Origin of the sequence: Conexibacter woesei Iso977N (assembly GCF_000424625.1) — a bacterium.
Classification (GTDB): domain Bacteria; phylum Actinomycetota; class Thermoleophilia; order Solirubrobacterales; family Solirubrobacteraceae; genus Baekduia; species Baekduia woesei_A.
Genome location: NZ_AUKG01000002.1, coordinates 1,794,294 through 1,806,875 on the forward strand (window position 1 = coordinate 1,794,294; position 12,582 = coordinate 1,806,875).

The following is a 12,582-nucleotide window of genomic DNA, read 5'->3' on the forward strand; positions in this document are numbered from 1 at the left end:
TCGCAACAGAGCCACATGCAACGCGCGCTAGCGTCGTGACGATGAGAGCGCTCGTCGTCACCGCCGACCAACCGCATGTGGAACTCGCCGAGGTAGCGGAACCCCGCGCCCCGCTGCCGAGCGAGGCCGTCGTCGAGGTCCGTGCGCTGAGCCTCAACCGCGGCGAGAGCAACGGGCTCGCCTCCGCGACGCCGGGCAGCATCCACGGCTGGGACCTCGCTGGCGTCGTCGCACAGGCGGCCGAGGACGGCAGCGGCCCCAAGGAAGGCACCCGCGTCGTCGGCGTCAAGTACCCGCCCGGCGCCTGGGCCGAGCGCGTCAACGTCCCGGCCGACACCCTCGCGCCGCTCCCCGACGCCGTCACCTTCGAGCAGGCCGCCACGCTCCCTGTCGCCGGCCTCACCGCCCTGCGTGCCTACGAGCAGGCCGGCCTGCTGCTCGGCAAGCGCGTCGCGGTCACCGGCGCCTCCGGCGGCGTCGGCCTCTTCGCGCTCCAGCTCGCCCGCCTGTCCGGCGCCCACGTCACCGCGATCGCGCGCCGCGGCGAAGGCCTGGAACAACTCGGCGCTCACGAGGTGCTCAACACCCTCGACCCCGAGGGCGACACCTTCGACGTCATCCTCGACGGCGTCGGCGCCCACCTCCTCGGCGCCGCGCTGCAGCGGATCGCGCCCGGCGGGACCGTCGTCTCCTACGCCTCCACCATCCAGGAGCCCGTCTCCTACCCCGCCGGCCTCTTCTTCCGCCGCGCGCCCCGCGCCAAGTTGTACGGGTTGTTCATCTTCGCCGAGCTGGAGCACACCCGGACCACCGCCGCCGACCTCGGCCGCCTCGCAGACCTCGTCGCCACCGGCGACCTCACGGTCGACGCGTCCCACACCGAGTCCTGGACGCAGGCCCCCGACGCCGTCACCAAGCTCCTCGACGGCGAGATCAGGGGCAAGGCCGTCCTGACCGTCGACTAGGACCCCAACAACTACTCGGCCACGCCGCGCGCCCGCCGGCGCAGCGTCCGGAACGCCATCGGGTCCTCGTGCGTGCGCTGCTCGGTCCACGGGTCGCCGTCGTTGTGGTAGCCGTTGCGCTCCCAGAACCCCGGCTCGTCGTGGTCGAGCAGCTCGATCGACTGGACCCACTTCGCCGACTTCCACAGGTACCGCGACGGCACGACCAGCCGCGCCGGACCGCCGTGATCGGGCGCCAGCGGCTCACCGTCGGCATGCGTGGCGATCAGGACGTCGGGATCCCGCAGCGCGTCCAGCGGCAGGTTGGTGGAGTAGCCGCCGAAGCAGTGGATCAGCGCGTGCGTCGCCGACGCCCGCGGTCGCGCCCGCTCCAGCAGCGGACCGACCCGTACACCTTGCAGCGCCGTGTCGAACCGCGACCAGCGCGTCACGCAGTGCAGGTCGCTGACCTGCTGGACCTGCTCCAGCTCCAGCAACTCGTCCCACCGCAGCGCGTAGGGCTCCTCGACCTCGCCGTAGAACGCGAGAGACCAGCGGTCGGTCTCCACGTCGCCCATCGGCCCGACGGTCAGCACCGGCCACTTCACGGTCGGCGACTGCCCCGGCGGCAGCCGCGCAGGGTCGATCCCGAGCTTCACCGCCCGCTTCTTGCCCCGCTCCCCGAACACGCTGGGCGTGAGCTTCAAGACCCGCGCCCCTCCCTGTCCGGATCGACGTTGCGGATCGTCGCTTGCGCCGCCGCGACCCGCGCGACCGGCACGCGGTACGGCGAGCACGACACGTAGTCGATCCCGCTGTGATGGAAGAAGTCGATGGAGTCAGGGTCCCCGCCGTGCTCCCCGCACACACCCAGCTTCAGCGTGTTCTTGGTCTTGCGCCCCAGCCACGCGCCCATCCGGACCAGCTGGCCCACACCCGGACCATCCAACGTCTCGAACGGTGAGCGATCGAAGACCCTCATCTCGATGTAGCGCGCGAGGATCCGCCCCTCGATGTCGTCGCGCGAGAACCCCAGCGCGGTCTGCGTCAGGTCGTTGGTCCCGAACGAGTAGAAGTCGGCCTCGTGGGCGATGTCGTCGGCCTGCAGGCACGCACGCGGCAGCTCGATCATCGTGCCGATCGAGTAGTCCTCGCCCCGGGTCAGGTCGTGGTCGGAGCCGATCCCCTCGATCAGCTCGCGCATCAGCGTCAGCTCGCGGCGGTAGTCGACCAAGGGCACCATGATCTCCGCGTGGACAGAGCGACCGTCCTCGCGGGCGCTCACCAAGGCCTTCATGATCGCCTCGACCTGCATCGCGTAGATCGCCGGGTACAGGATCCCGAGCCGAACGCCGCGCGTGCCGAGCATCGGGTTGACCTCCTGCAGCGCGCGGACCCGCTCGTAGGTGCGCTCCAGCGCCGGCACCTCGTCGCTGACCTCGACCCGCGCGCGCTCCAGCCGTGCCTCGACGTCGTGCAGCTTCGGGAGGAACTCGTGCAGCGGCGGGTCGAGCAGCCGGATCGTCACCGGCAGCCCGTCCATCGCCGCGAAGATCCCCTCGAAGTCGCCCTGCTGCAGCGGCAGCAGCTCGCCGAGCGCGGCCTTCCGCTCCTCGTCGTCGCCCGCGAGGATCGTCCGGACCATCTTCTCGTGGCGGTCCTCGCCGAAGAACATGTGCTCGGTCCGGCACAGCCCGATCCCCTGCGCGCCGAACTCGCGGGCCTTCGCCGCGTCCTCCGGCGTGTCGGCGTTGGTCCGGACGTCCAGGCGCCGAAGCTCGTCGGCCCAGCTCAACACGGTGTTGAACTCGTCGCTGACCACCGGGTCGATCAGCTCGACGTCCTCGGTGGTCACGGTGCCGGTCGTCCCGTCGATGGCCACCAGGTCGCCCTCGCGCAGCACGACCTTGCCGTCCAGCCGGACCTCGCCCGCGGCCGGGTCGATCTCCAGCTCCCCGGCGCCCGTCACGGCGGGCACGCCCATCCCGCGCGCGACCAGCGCGGCGTGCGACGCCTTGCCGCCCTCGGCGGTCAGGACGCCCTTGGCGGCGTGGAAGCCCGCGACGTCGTCGGCCTCGGTGAACGGCCGGACCAACACCACGTCCTTGCCATCGGCCGCCGCGGCGACCGCGTCGTCGGCGCGGAAGACGATCGTCCCCTTCGCCGCGCCCGGCGAGGCGGCGACGCCCCGCGCGAGCACGTCGTAGGACGCGTCCGGGTCGAACGTCGGGTGCAGCAGCGCGTCGAGCTTCTCGGCGTCGATCGTCATCAGGGCCTGCGCCTTGTCCAGCAGCCCCTCGCCGACCGCGTCGACCGCGAAGCGCACCGCCGCCTGCGCCGGGCGCTTGGCGTTGCGCGTCTGCAACATGTACAGCTTGCCCTCTTCCACCGTGAACTCGGTGTCCTGCATGTCGCCGTAGTGCTGCTCGAGCTGGCGCAGGATCGAGAACAGCTGCTCGTGGACCTCGGGCTGCCACTCCCTCAGCTCCCGGATGTCGCGCGGCGTCCGGACGCCGGAGACGACGTCCTCGCCCTGCGCGTTGGGCAGGAAGTCGCCGCTCGGCTCGGGCGCGCCGGTCACCTCGTCGCGCGAGAACGCGACGCCCGACCCGGACGTGTCGCCCTTGTTGCCGAACACCATCTGCTGGACGTTGACCGCCGTGCCCCAGTCGTCGGGGATGCGGTTGATGCGCCGGTACTCGACCGCGCGGTTGCCCAGCCACGAGTCGAAGACCGCCCGGATCGCGCCCGCCAGCTGGTCCTGCGGGTCGCTCGGGAAGTCGTAATAGCCCTTGAACGTTGACGTGAGCTCCCGCAGGGCGCCGACGTCCAGCTCGGTGTCGTCCCTGACGCCGCGATCCTTCTTGATGGCCTTGATCGCGTCCTCGAACTTCTCGCCCGGGATCCCGACGACGACGTTCCCGTACATCTGCACGAAGCGCCGGTAGGAGTCCCACGCGAAGCGCTCGTTGCCGGTCTTCTCCGCCAGCCCCGCGACCGACTCGTCGTTCATCCCGAGGTTCAGGACCGTGTCCATCATCCCCGGCATCGACTCGCGCGCGCCGCTGCGAACGCTGACCAGCAGCGGGTCGCCCGGGTCGCCCAGCCGCTTGCCGGCGTGCTCCTCCAGCGCGCGCAGCGCGGTCGCGACCTGGTCGTCCAACCCCTCCGGGAACGCCTGCTCGGCGTTCATGTACGCCACGCACGCCGCCGTGGTGATCGTGAACCCCGCGGGCACCCGCTCCGGCCCCAGGACGCGCGTCATCTCGGCGACGTTCGCCCCCTTGCCGCCCAGCAGGTCGCGCATGTCGCGCGACCCCTCGGAGAACTCGTAGACCCACTTCTCGGCGTCGCCCATATGGCGCCGCAGCCTATCCGTGCGCGGCGGCGCGCAAACGGACGTGGGCGTGGTGCTCGACCGTCTCGCCGATCGCGCGCTCGGCCTGGCGCAGCGCGCGCTCGGTCCCGGCAGGCGGATCGGAGAGCGAACGGGCCAGCGTCTCGGTCAGGAAGTCGTGGGCCTCGGCGGCGAGCGGGAAGCCGCCGCCCTCGCACGACGCGCACACCACGCCGCCCGCCGCGCCGGAGAAGCCGACGAGGTGGTCGCGCTCGCCGCACGCGGCGCACGCCGACAGCTGCGGCGCCAGGCCCGCGGCGACCAGCAGCTTCATGCGGAACTGCAGCTGGTTGGCGTGGCCGGCGAACGCGGGGTCGCCGTCGAGCAGGCCCAGCTCGTTGCACAGCAGGTAGAAGACCGGCGCGCTCGCCTCGGCCTCGCCGAACAGCCGGTTGACGGCGTCGCACGCGCGGGACGCCGCCTCGATCGCGGCGCCGCTCTCGCGCAGGCGCGCGTAGCCCTCGACGGTCTCGGCGCTCGTCACGGTCAGCAGGTCCGACCTGCCCTCGTGCAGCACGAGCCGCAGCTGGAAGAACGGCTCCAGGCGCCCGCCGAAGCGCGAGCGTGTCTTGCGCACGCCCTTGGCGATCGCGCTGATCCGGCCGCGTTCCGGGGTGTAGAGATGGAGGATCCGGTCGGCCTCGCCGTAGCGCATCGAGCGCAGCACGACGGCCTCGGTCTTCAGCGAGCCGCCCATCAGGCCCTCGCTATCCTTTGTGAAGTCATGGCTGCCGAAGTCACCGTCTACACCACCGACCCGTGCTCGTTCTGCGCCCGCGCCAAGCAGCTGCTCGACGCCCGCGGGATCGAGTACTCCGAGATCAACCTGGCCCGGGATCCCGCCGGTCGTGCGGAGCTCCTGCAGAGGACCGGCATGATGAGCTTCCCCCAGGTGATCATCAACGACGAGCTCGTCGGTGGGTTCCAGGAGACGCTCGCGGCCGACCAATCGGGCCGCCTCGCGCAGCTCATCGCGGCCGCCTGACGCGCGGCCGCGGCTGGCAGGACTCGCACACGTAGGTCCCCCGGCCGGCCGCGACGAGCTTCTTGATCGTCGTGCCGCAGGTCAGGCACGGCTCGTCGCGCCGCAGGTGCACCAGGAAGTCGTTCTGGAACGCGCCGGACACGCCGTCGGGATGGCGGAAGTCGTCGATCGTCGAGCCGCCCGCGTCGATCCCGGCGTTCAGCACGTCCTTGACCGCCTGGGCGAGCGCGTCGTACTGCTCGCGCCTGAGCGTGCCCGCCGGGCGCAGCGGGTGGACGCCCGCGCGGAACAGCGCCTCGTCGGCGTAGATGTTCCCGACGCCCGCGACGTGGCGCTGGTCGAGCAGGAACGCCTTGACGGGTGCTTTGCGATGGCGCGCGAGGGCGCGCAGGACGGTGCCGTCGAGCTCGTCGCCGAGCGGCTCGATCCCGAGCTTGCCGGCGAAGAACGCGTCCAGCGCCTCTCCGCCGAGCGCCAGCTCGAAGGTCCCGAACCGTCGCGGGTCGCAGAAGCGCAGCACCTGCCCGTCGCTCAGCGTGAACACCGCGCGCTGGTAGGGCGTGTCGGGCGCCGGGTCCAGCAGCAGGTTCCCGGTCATCCGCAGGTGGACGAGCAGGAACACCTCGTCGGTCAGCTCGAAGATGAAGTACTTGCCGCGCCGTCCGAGCCGCTCGATCGTCCGCCCCTCGACGGCGTCGGTGACCGCCTCCGGGTCCAGCGGCAGCGTCAACCGCGCCCGGTCGAGCACCTCCAACCGCTCGACCACCCGCCCCTCGACATGGGGCGCGAGCTGACGGCGGATCGTCTCGACTTCGGGCAGCTCGGGCATCTTCGCCCTCAAGGGTAGGCGCCGCGTCGGCGCCTACCTCTAGCCCGCGGCGTTGATGCCGCGCGCCAGGAACGGCGCGCCCGGAAGCTCGGGCGCCTCGCGGCCGGTGAGCCACTGCAGGACGGTCGCGCCGACGTCGGACATCGGGCCGTCGTGGCGGTGGCCGTCCGGGACCGAGGGCGACGCGGCGAGCAGCGGGACGTGCTCGCGCGTGTGGTCGGTGTGGGCCGAGCGGGGGTCGACGCCGTGGTCGGCGGTCAGGATCAGGAGGTCGTCCGGACCGAGCAGCTCCCGCCAGACGGCGACCTCGTCGTCGATCGCCCGCAGCGCGCGGGCGAAGCCCGCGACGTCGTGGCGGTGGCCGTAGAGCTGGTCGGTCTCGACCAGGTTGGTGAAGATGAGCCCGTGGTCCAGGTCCTGCAACAACGCGGTCGTCGCGGCGAGGCCGTCGGCGTTGGTCTTGCCCTTGTGCGCCTCGGTGATCGACCTCCCGGCGAACAGGTCATACACCTTGCCTACGGAGTGCACCGGGACGCCGTCGGCGGCCAGCTCGTCGAGGTAGGTCCGCGACGGCGGGTCGACGCTGAAGTCCTTGCGCCCCGTCGTGCGCTCGAACGCGCCCGGCGCGCCCGTGAACGGCCGCGCGATCACGCGGCCGACCGCGTCGGCGCCGGTCATCACGGTGCGGATCCTCGCGCACAGCTCGTGCAGCTCCGGCTCGCTGACGACGTCGTCGTGCGCGGCGATCTGCAGCACGGAGTCGGCCGACGTGTACAGGATCAGCTCGCCGGTCTTCAGGTGGTGCTCGCCGAAGTCGTCGATGACCTCGGTCCCCGAGTACGGCTTGTTGCAGCAGAACTCGCGCCCGGTCGCCTCGCGCAGGCGCGCGAGCACGGCGTCCGGGAAGCCGTCCGGGTAGGTCGGCAGCGGCGCCGGGGTGATCGTCCCCATCAGCTCCCAGTGCCCGGTCGTCGAGTCCTTGCCCGGCCCGATCGGGTGCAGCCGCCCGTGGACGACCGGCGCGCCGGCCGCGGGGACGCCGAGCACGGTCGTGATGTTGCCCAGCCCCAGCGCGCCGAGGTTCGGCAGCGTCAGCCCGCCCGCATCCTGCGCGACGTGCGTCAGCGTGTCCGCGCCCGCGTCGCCGTACTCCGCGGAGTCCGGGAGCTCACCGACCCCGCAGGCATCGAGGACGACGACGACGGCGCGGCGGCGGGGCTTGGAGTCGGTCACTCAGCAGACGATACGTGCACCGACCGCAGCAGCGGGCGGAACACCTTCGCGTCGACCGCCCGGAACGAGTCGGCGTCCGCGTAGGCGTCGATCACGTACTCGGCGCCGTCGGCGTAGATGTGCGTCGAGCGCACGGTCCGCGGCTGGCCGGCGATCTGCTCGCGCGCCCGGATCTGGACGGCAGGCGCGTCGGCGATCGTCGTCGCGGCGGTCTTGATCTTCTCGAACGAGGCGTCGCGCTTGAGCGAGGCGTCGACGAGCGCGTCGCGCGCGGCCTGCAGCTCCAGCTTGGACTTCGGCAGCGTCTCGGTGCGCGGGTAGCGCCAGATCGCGACCGTCGCGCTGCCCGCCTGCGCGGTCGCGACGAGGTGCCCGGAGCCCGCATCCACCGACCAGTCGGCCGGCGGCGTGAACGTGATCCCGGCCTTCGGGAACGCGCCCGTCACCTGCGCGGTGGTGGTCGTCTTCCCGGAATCGGAGGACGAGCCGCAGCCGGCGAGCGCCGCGGCGCCGCACAGCGCGGCCGTCAGGACGTAGGCAGGTGACCGTCGCATGGGCCGCACAGCGTGACACGCGGCCCGGAGCGACTGGACGTCTGTCTCAGCGCTCAGGCGCCGCCACCCGCTCGCGGATGGGCGTTGAAGTACACGTCCTTCAACCGCTCCGCGCTCAGGTGGGTGTAGATCTGCGTCGTGGCGATGTCGGCGTGGCCGAGCATCTCCTGGACGGCGCGCAGGTCGCAGCCGCCCGCCAGCAGGTGCGTCGCGAAGGTGTGGCGCAGCGTGTGCGGGCTCATCCGGTCCTCGAGCCCGACCGAGCGCGCGTGGCGCTGGACGATCTTGTAGAGCCCCTGACGCGTCAGGCCCGTCCCGCGCCGGTTGACGAACAGGTGGCGGTCGTCGGTCGTCGCGGTCAGCAGCGCGCGCCCGCGTTCCAGGTAGATCCGGACCGCGGCGATCGCCTCGCGCCCGACCGGGACGAGGCGCTCCTTGGAGCCCTTGCCGCGCGCCCGCAGGACGCCCGCGTCGAGGTCGACGTCGCCGACCTCCAGGTCGATCGCCTCGCTCGCGCGCAGGCCGCAGGCGTACATGAGCTCGAGCAGCGCGCGGTCGCGCAGCGCGCCGGGCTCGGTGCCCCTCGGCGCGCGCAGCAGGCGGTCGACGTCGCCGCGCGACAGGACCTTCGGAAGCTTCTGGGACTTGCGCGGCGCGCGCAGGTCGGCCGTCGGGTCGTGCGTGACGACGTTCTCGCGGCGCAGGTGGCGGTAGAACGAGCGCAGGCACGCGGCCTTGCGCTGCAGCGTCGCGGGCCGCGCCGCGGGCCTGTCGTCGGTCCCGGCCGCCAGCGTGTCCAGGAACCCGGCGAGGTCGGAGTGCTGGGCCTCCAGCACGTCGGTGTCGGTCTCGCGGAGGTAGGTGCCGAACTGCAGCAGGTCGCTGCGGTAGGCCTCGAGCGTGTTGCGGGAGAGCCCGCGTTCGAACTCCAGGTACGCGAGGAAGTCGAGCATGTGGTGCTCGAGGGCTCGCGCACGGGTGTCGGACGCTGCCGGGAGGACGGCCATGCCGGGTTGTTCGGGACCGGCCGGCCGTGTCCTCGCGGTGCGGGCGTTATTGCAGGAAGCCGAGCAGGTCGGTGCGGGCCGGGAAGCCCGCGATCTGCTTGGGCGTGGCGCGCGCCGCGACGCGGTACTCGATCGCGCCGGGAGAGATCCGGAACGTCCGGGCCTGCTTGGTCAGCACGTAGTGCGCGGTCCTGCCGTCCTTGGTGAGGTCGAACGAGCCGGAGCACGGCTTCCTGTCGTTGACCTTCGGGACCGGGACGCAGGCGACGCGGATGTTGGTGGCCTTGGCGTTGTCGGCCTCGAGGCGCGCGACGTCGCGGATGCCCTTGCGCATCGCGGCGTCGGCCTGCGGGTTCTTGACGGCGGCCTGCGCGGTGCCGGCGGCCGTGGGGACGGCGACGGCGGCGAGGGCCAGGATCATGGGGAGCTTGCGGGAGAGGGCCATGCTCCGTGAACGCGCGGCTCGCCGCGAAGGTGACGGTCAGAACCCGACGTCGGGCACCGCGCCGCTCTTCGTGTGGCCGTCCTGGAAGTGCGCGGTCCAGCGGATCCCGCCGGTCGTGAACTGGCCGTCGTAGACGGCAAGGGCGGCGTGGGCGGTGGGCGACAGGACGAGCGTCCGGACGTCACGCGGGGTCTGGAGCGTCACGCGGTCGACGCCGGGCGCGCAGCGCATCGTGATCGTCGTCCGGCTGCGCTGGGTGCGGCGCGCGACCCGCCCCGTGCCGCCGGTGTCGCCGCCCTCGCTGGCGGTGTCGCCGGTCCCGGAGGCGATCCCGGGCAGGCAGGTCATCTTCCTCAGCGCCTGCGCGTCGCTTCCGCACCCGCCGCCGCCGTTGACCTCCAGCTCGCTGAGGACGTCGCGGCGGTAGTCGACCGCCCCGGCGCGGTCGCCGACGACCCGGACGCCGCCGCCGAACAGGCACGTCTCGCCGCGCGCCGCTCCCCCGGGCACGATCGACGGCGCGGTGACCAGCCCGTAGGGCAGCCCGCCGTTGGGGTCCGGCGCGCGGGCGACGAGCGTGATGCGATCCGTGTTGGCCGGCCCGGAGGCGGTGTGGCCGTTGTTGTACACCACACCAACATGGACGTCGTGCTGGCCGAAGCGGGCGGGCAAGGCCATCAGGAACGCGTGGTGCGGCGTGGCGCGCTGGGTCGTCGCCGAGATGTTGGACACCTTGATCCGGACCGTGCGCGCGTCGGGCCCCGCCATCCCCCAGACGATCGTGGACCGGACGCGCGCCGCGGAGGCGTCGGGGTCGGTGATCGGCGAGAGCGTCCCGATCAGCGGCGCGGCGGCGTTCGGCGTGGAGCAGACGACGCTCGACGTGCCCCACTGCGGCGGGGTCGGCCGGAACGTGCCGCGCGCGTCGAGCCAGCCGAACCTACCGTCGTGGATCCGGCCGAGCTGCGCGCACTTGAGGTGGCCGATCACGCCGTCGGTGCCCTGCTGGCGCATACGCGGCGTCAGGACGCGCTCGCCGCGGTAGACGCGGACCGCCCAGTCCGGGCCGCCGTGCGGATCGTGCGCGGTCGCCTCGATCGTCGCCGCGCCGACCGGGCGCAGCGTCGCGCTGCCCTGGGTCGCGGTCTCGGGCTTTCCGAGGCGTACAACTTGGTCGTGCGGCGCGGCCGGGCGGCCGGACGGCGTGGCGGTGGCGTTGGCGCTCGCGGTGTCGTGGTGGCGCGGGATCGCGATCGCCGCGACGACGCCGGCCAACAACCCCAAGATGATCCCGAGGAGGAGCTTGTTCATGGCTTGTTGGTGTCGATGAGGTTGGTGTCGCCGCGGGCGTCGATCACGCGGCCGTCGGCGAGGTGGAGGTGCAGGACGACCGCGTCGGGGTCGACGCTCGGCGGGAGGATCAGCAGGACGCCGCCGTTGCGCTGCAGCGCGAGCGGGCGCTCGGGCGCGCCGCCGCCGGGCACGGTGTAGGAGACGCGGCGCACGTCGCTGCCGGCCTGGCCCCAGAGCGCCGTGACCGGCGCCGCGCCGCGCGGCCAGTGGCCGGTCGGGACGGGGCCGAGCGTCGTGTGCACCGTCGCTTGCGACAGGCGCCGGGCCGCGAAGAACCAGCCGCGCCCGTCCTTCAGCCGCGCGCAGACCTGCGGGCTGATCGTGTTCTCGTTGCTGATCCGCGCGCGCTGGAAGTACGCGCAGCTCGCGCCCGCCAGCGCGCTGTGGACCGATCCGGAGCTCGCGACGCTGACGTTCTCCAGCCGCCACGCGCCGCCGCCGTTCGGGGCCGCGACGACGTTGGGCCCGATGCCGAACGCGCGCGTCTCGCGGTGGCCGCCGGCGAACCTCAGCGTGACGCGGATCCCGTGGTCCTCGGGATACCCACGCAGGACCGCGGCGAACGTGCCGTGGTCGAGCGGCAGCGCACGCGCGGCCGTCCCGTCGGCGAGCGCGAGCGTGACGCTGCGGAGGTTCGCGCCGCCCACGCCGCTGACGACCGTCCGGGCGTCCGCGTCGCGCGGCGCGTCGAAGATCCGGGCGCCGATCAAGGTGATGTCCTTGCCTTGCGGCGCGCCACACGAGTCGCTGACGCCCGCGTCGAAGACCCGGAACCTGCCGTCGTTGCCGACGAGCCCGAACCGCCCCGTCGCGTCGACCTGCCCGACCGTCGAGCACACCAGCCCACCCTTGCTGCTGCGCGCGACCCGGACCGTCCACGGCAGCTTGCCCCGTCCCGGATCCGCCAGCCGGAAGCTCGCGACCCGCGCGGTCCCCGGCGCGGCGACCTGCTCCGGCGGCGTGTCCGACGCCGTCGGGATCACCGCGCCGCGCAGCGCCAGCAACGTCCCACCCGCAGCACTCGCCGCACCGACGGTGACCAGCGCCGCCGCCACCGCCAGCGTCCGCATCGGCGGCCGGCGCCGCCCGCGCGCCGCCGCGCCCGCACGCCCGCCGGTCCTCCGCGCCGTCGCTGCGCCCGACGGCGCGGCGCCGCGCGCGACGGCGTTGCTCCGGGCGGCGGCCTCGACGAGGTCGCGCTCCAGCCCGTCCAGGAAGAACTCCGCGCTCATCGCGCCCCCATCCGCGTCCGCAGGACGGCCAGCCCGCGGCTGACCCGCTGGCGCACCACCGCGTCGGAGACCTGCAGCTCCGCCGCGATGTCGCCGTACTCGCGCTCCTGGACCACCCGCGCCAGGATCGCCTCGCGCTGCTCGTCCGGCAGGTCGGCGAGCAAGGACGACATGTCGATCCCCCGCCCCACGTCGACCAGCTCCTCGATCCGCTCCAGGTCGCGGTCGGTCAGCGCCCGCGGCGGGATGCCGAGACGCTTGCGGGCGGCGTCCTCGACGCGGCCGCGGCGAACCGAGTCCACCAGCCGCGACGAGGCCATCATGAACAGCCAGCCCCGCGCCGGGCCGCGGGCGGCGTCGTAGCGACCGGCCTGCTCCAGCGCGCAGGCGAACGTCTCGGCGCACAGGTCCGCCGCGACCTCCGTGTTGCGCGTGCGCGCGATCAGGAACGCCAGGACCGCCCGGACGTGGCGCCGGTAGAAGACCCCGAACGCCTCGGGGTCCTGCGCGGTGGCCGCGAGCAACGCGGCGTCGGTGGGCGTCTCGGCGGCCACGGATCCTGATACGAACGACCCGGCTGGGCTGTGACGAACGAACGCGCCC

The 12,582-nt window shown here is 73.0% G+C and carries 13 protein-coding genes; 2 read left to right on the forward strand and 11 right to left on the reverse strand.

What is annotated here, in order from left to right:
• The first annotated feature begins 41 nt into the window (after positions 1–41).
• Positions 42–965: a zinc-binding dehydrogenase gene (locus H030_RS0121060; RefSeq protein ID WP_155892184.1), complete on the forward strand. Its 924-nt coding sequence runs from the start codon at positions 42–44 to the stop codon at positions 963–965.
• Positions 966–976: 11 nt separating this feature from the next.
• On the opposite strand, the gene H030_RS0121065 is transcribed toward H030_RS0121060, so the two are convergent.
• The 3 genes from H030_RS0121065 to recO are packed head-to-tail and all read right to left on the reverse strand — an operon-like array spanning position 977 to position 5,038.
• Positions 977–1,651, reverse strand: coding sequence for a sulfite oxidase-like oxidoreductase (locus tag H030_RS0121065; RefSeq protein WP_196809210.1), 675 nt, complete (start codon positions 1,649–1,651; stop codon positions 977–979).
• A complete protein-coding gene (gene ppdK, locus H030_RS0121070) occupies positions 1,648–4,302 on the reverse strand; it encodes a pyruvate, phosphate dikinase (RefSeq protein WP_027007565.1) in 2,655 nt (884 codons plus the stop codon). The genes H030_RS0121065 and ppdK overlap by 4 nt, the downstream gene beginning before the upstream one ends.
• A gap of 13 nt (positions 4,303–4,315) precedes the next feature.
• Positions 4,316–5,038, reverse strand: a complete 723-nt coding sequence (gene recO, locus H030_RS34070; protein WP_051223299.1) for a DNA repair protein RecO — start codon at positions 5,036–5,038, stop codon at positions 4,316–4,318.
• A gap of 27 nt (positions 5,039–5,065) precedes the next feature.
• Between recO and H030_RS0121080 the strand changes: the two genes are divergently transcribed.
• Entirely contained in the window at positions 5,066–5,326 is a 261-nt protein-coding gene (locus tag H030_RS0121080) for a glutaredoxin domain-containing protein (RefSeq protein ID WP_027007566.1), read from the forward strand.
• Here the strand turns inward: H030_RS0121080 and mutM are convergent.
• The 8 genes from mutM to H030_RS0121120 are packed head-to-tail and all read right to left on the reverse strand — an operon-like array spanning position 5,310 to position 12,533.
• Complete coding sequence (gene mutM / locus H030_RS0121085; protein ID WP_027007567.1) at positions 5,310–6,155, reverse strand: bifunctional DNA-formamidopyrimidine glycosylase/DNA-(apurinic or apyrimidinic site) lyase; 846 nt, start codon at positions 6,153–6,155, stop codon at positions 5,310–5,312. The two genes, H030_RS0121080 and mutM, sit on opposite strands and share 17 nt — an antisense overlap.
• 39 nt (positions 6,156–6,194) lie before the next feature.
• Positions 6,195–7,388 carry a phosphopentomutase gene (locus H030_RS0121090; RefSeq protein ID WP_027007568.1) on the reverse strand — a complete coding sequence of 398 codons (1,194 nt, stop codon included), beginning with the start codon at positions 7,386–7,388 and terminating at the stop codon, positions 6,195–6,197.
• Positions 7,385–7,942, reverse strand: a complete 558-nt coding sequence (locus H030_RS0121095) for a hypothetical protein (protein ID WP_027007569.1) — start codon at positions 7,940–7,942, stop codon at positions 7,385–7,387. Before H030_RS0121095 ends, H030_RS0121090 begins: the two co-directional genes overlap by 4 nt.
• A gap of 53 nt (positions 7,943–7,995) precedes the next feature.
• The gene (gene xerD, locus H030_RS0121100) at positions 7,996–8,949 is read right to left on the reverse strand and encodes a site-specific tyrosine recombinase XerD (RefSeq protein WP_051223301.1); all 954 of its coding nucleotides are present in this window, start codon (positions 8,947–8,949) and stop codon (positions 7,996–7,998) included.
• A 46-nt stretch (positions 8,950–8,995) separates the two neighbouring features.
• The gene (locus H030_RS0121105; protein ID WP_027007571.1) at positions 8,996–9,394 is read right to left on the reverse strand and encodes a hypothetical protein; all 399 of its coding nucleotides are present in this window, start codon (positions 9,392–9,394) and stop codon (positions 8,996–8,998) included.
• A gap of 36 nt (positions 9,395–9,430) precedes the next feature.
• Positions 9,431–10,705, reverse strand: coding sequence for a hypothetical protein (locus H030_RS0121110; RefSeq protein WP_027007572.1), 1,275 nt, complete (start codon positions 10,703–10,705; stop codon positions 9,431–9,433).
• Positions 10,702–11,979, reverse strand: a complete 1,278-nt coding sequence (locus tag H030_RS0121115) for a hypothetical protein (protein ID WP_027007573.1) — start codon at positions 11,977–11,979, stop codon at positions 10,702–10,704. Before H030_RS0121115 ends, H030_RS0121110 begins: the two co-directional genes overlap by 4 nt.
• Positions 11,976–12,533, reverse strand: a complete 558-nt coding sequence (locus H030_RS0121120; protein WP_051223303.1) for an RNA polymerase sigma factor — start codon at positions 12,531–12,533, stop codon at positions 11,976–11,978. The genes H030_RS0121115 and H030_RS0121120 overlap by 4 nt, the downstream gene beginning before the upstream one ends.
• Between the last annotated feature and the right edge of the window lie 49 nt (positions 12,534–12,582).

Coding starts and splice junctions, on each gene's coding strand:
- H030_RS0121105 (WP_027007571.1), bottom strand. CDS start 9,394: ATGGCCCTCTCCCGCAAGCTCCCCATGATCCTGGCCCTCGCCGCCGTC.
- xerD (WP_051223301.1), bottom strand. CDS start 8,949: ATGGCCGTCCTCCCGGCAGCGTCCGACACCCGTGCGCGAGCCCTCGAG.
- H030_RS0121060 (WP_155892184.1), top strand. CDS start 42: ATGAGAGCGCTCGTCGTCACCGCCGACCAACCGCATGTGGAACTCGCC.
- H030_RS0121110 (WP_027007572.1), bottom strand. CDS start 10,705: ATGAACAAGCTCCTCCTCGGGATCATCTTGGGGTTGTTGGCCGGCGTC.
- recO (WP_051223299.1), bottom strand. CDS start 5,038: ATGGGCGGCTCGCTGAAGACCGAGGCCGTCGTGCTGCGCTCGATGCGC.
- H030_RS0121080 (WP_027007566.1), top strand. CDS start 5,066: ATGGCTGCCGAAGTCACCGTCTACACCACCGACCCGTGCTCGTTCTGC.
- mutM (WP_027007567.1), bottom strand. CDS start 6,155: ATGCCCGAGCTGCCCGAAGTCGAGACGATCCGCCGTCAGCTCGCGCCC.
- H030_RS0121095 (WP_027007569.1), bottom strand. CDS start 7,942: ATGCGACGGTCACCTGCCTACGTCCTGACGGCCGCGCTGTGCGGCGCC.
- ppdK (WP_027007565.1), bottom strand. CDS start 4,302: ATGGGCGACGCCGAGAAGTGGGTCTACGAGTTCTCCGAGGGGTCGCGC.
- H030_RS0121115 (WP_027007573.1), bottom strand. CDS start 11,979: ATGAGCGCGGAGTTCTTCCTGGACGGGCTGGAGCGCGACCTCGTCGAG.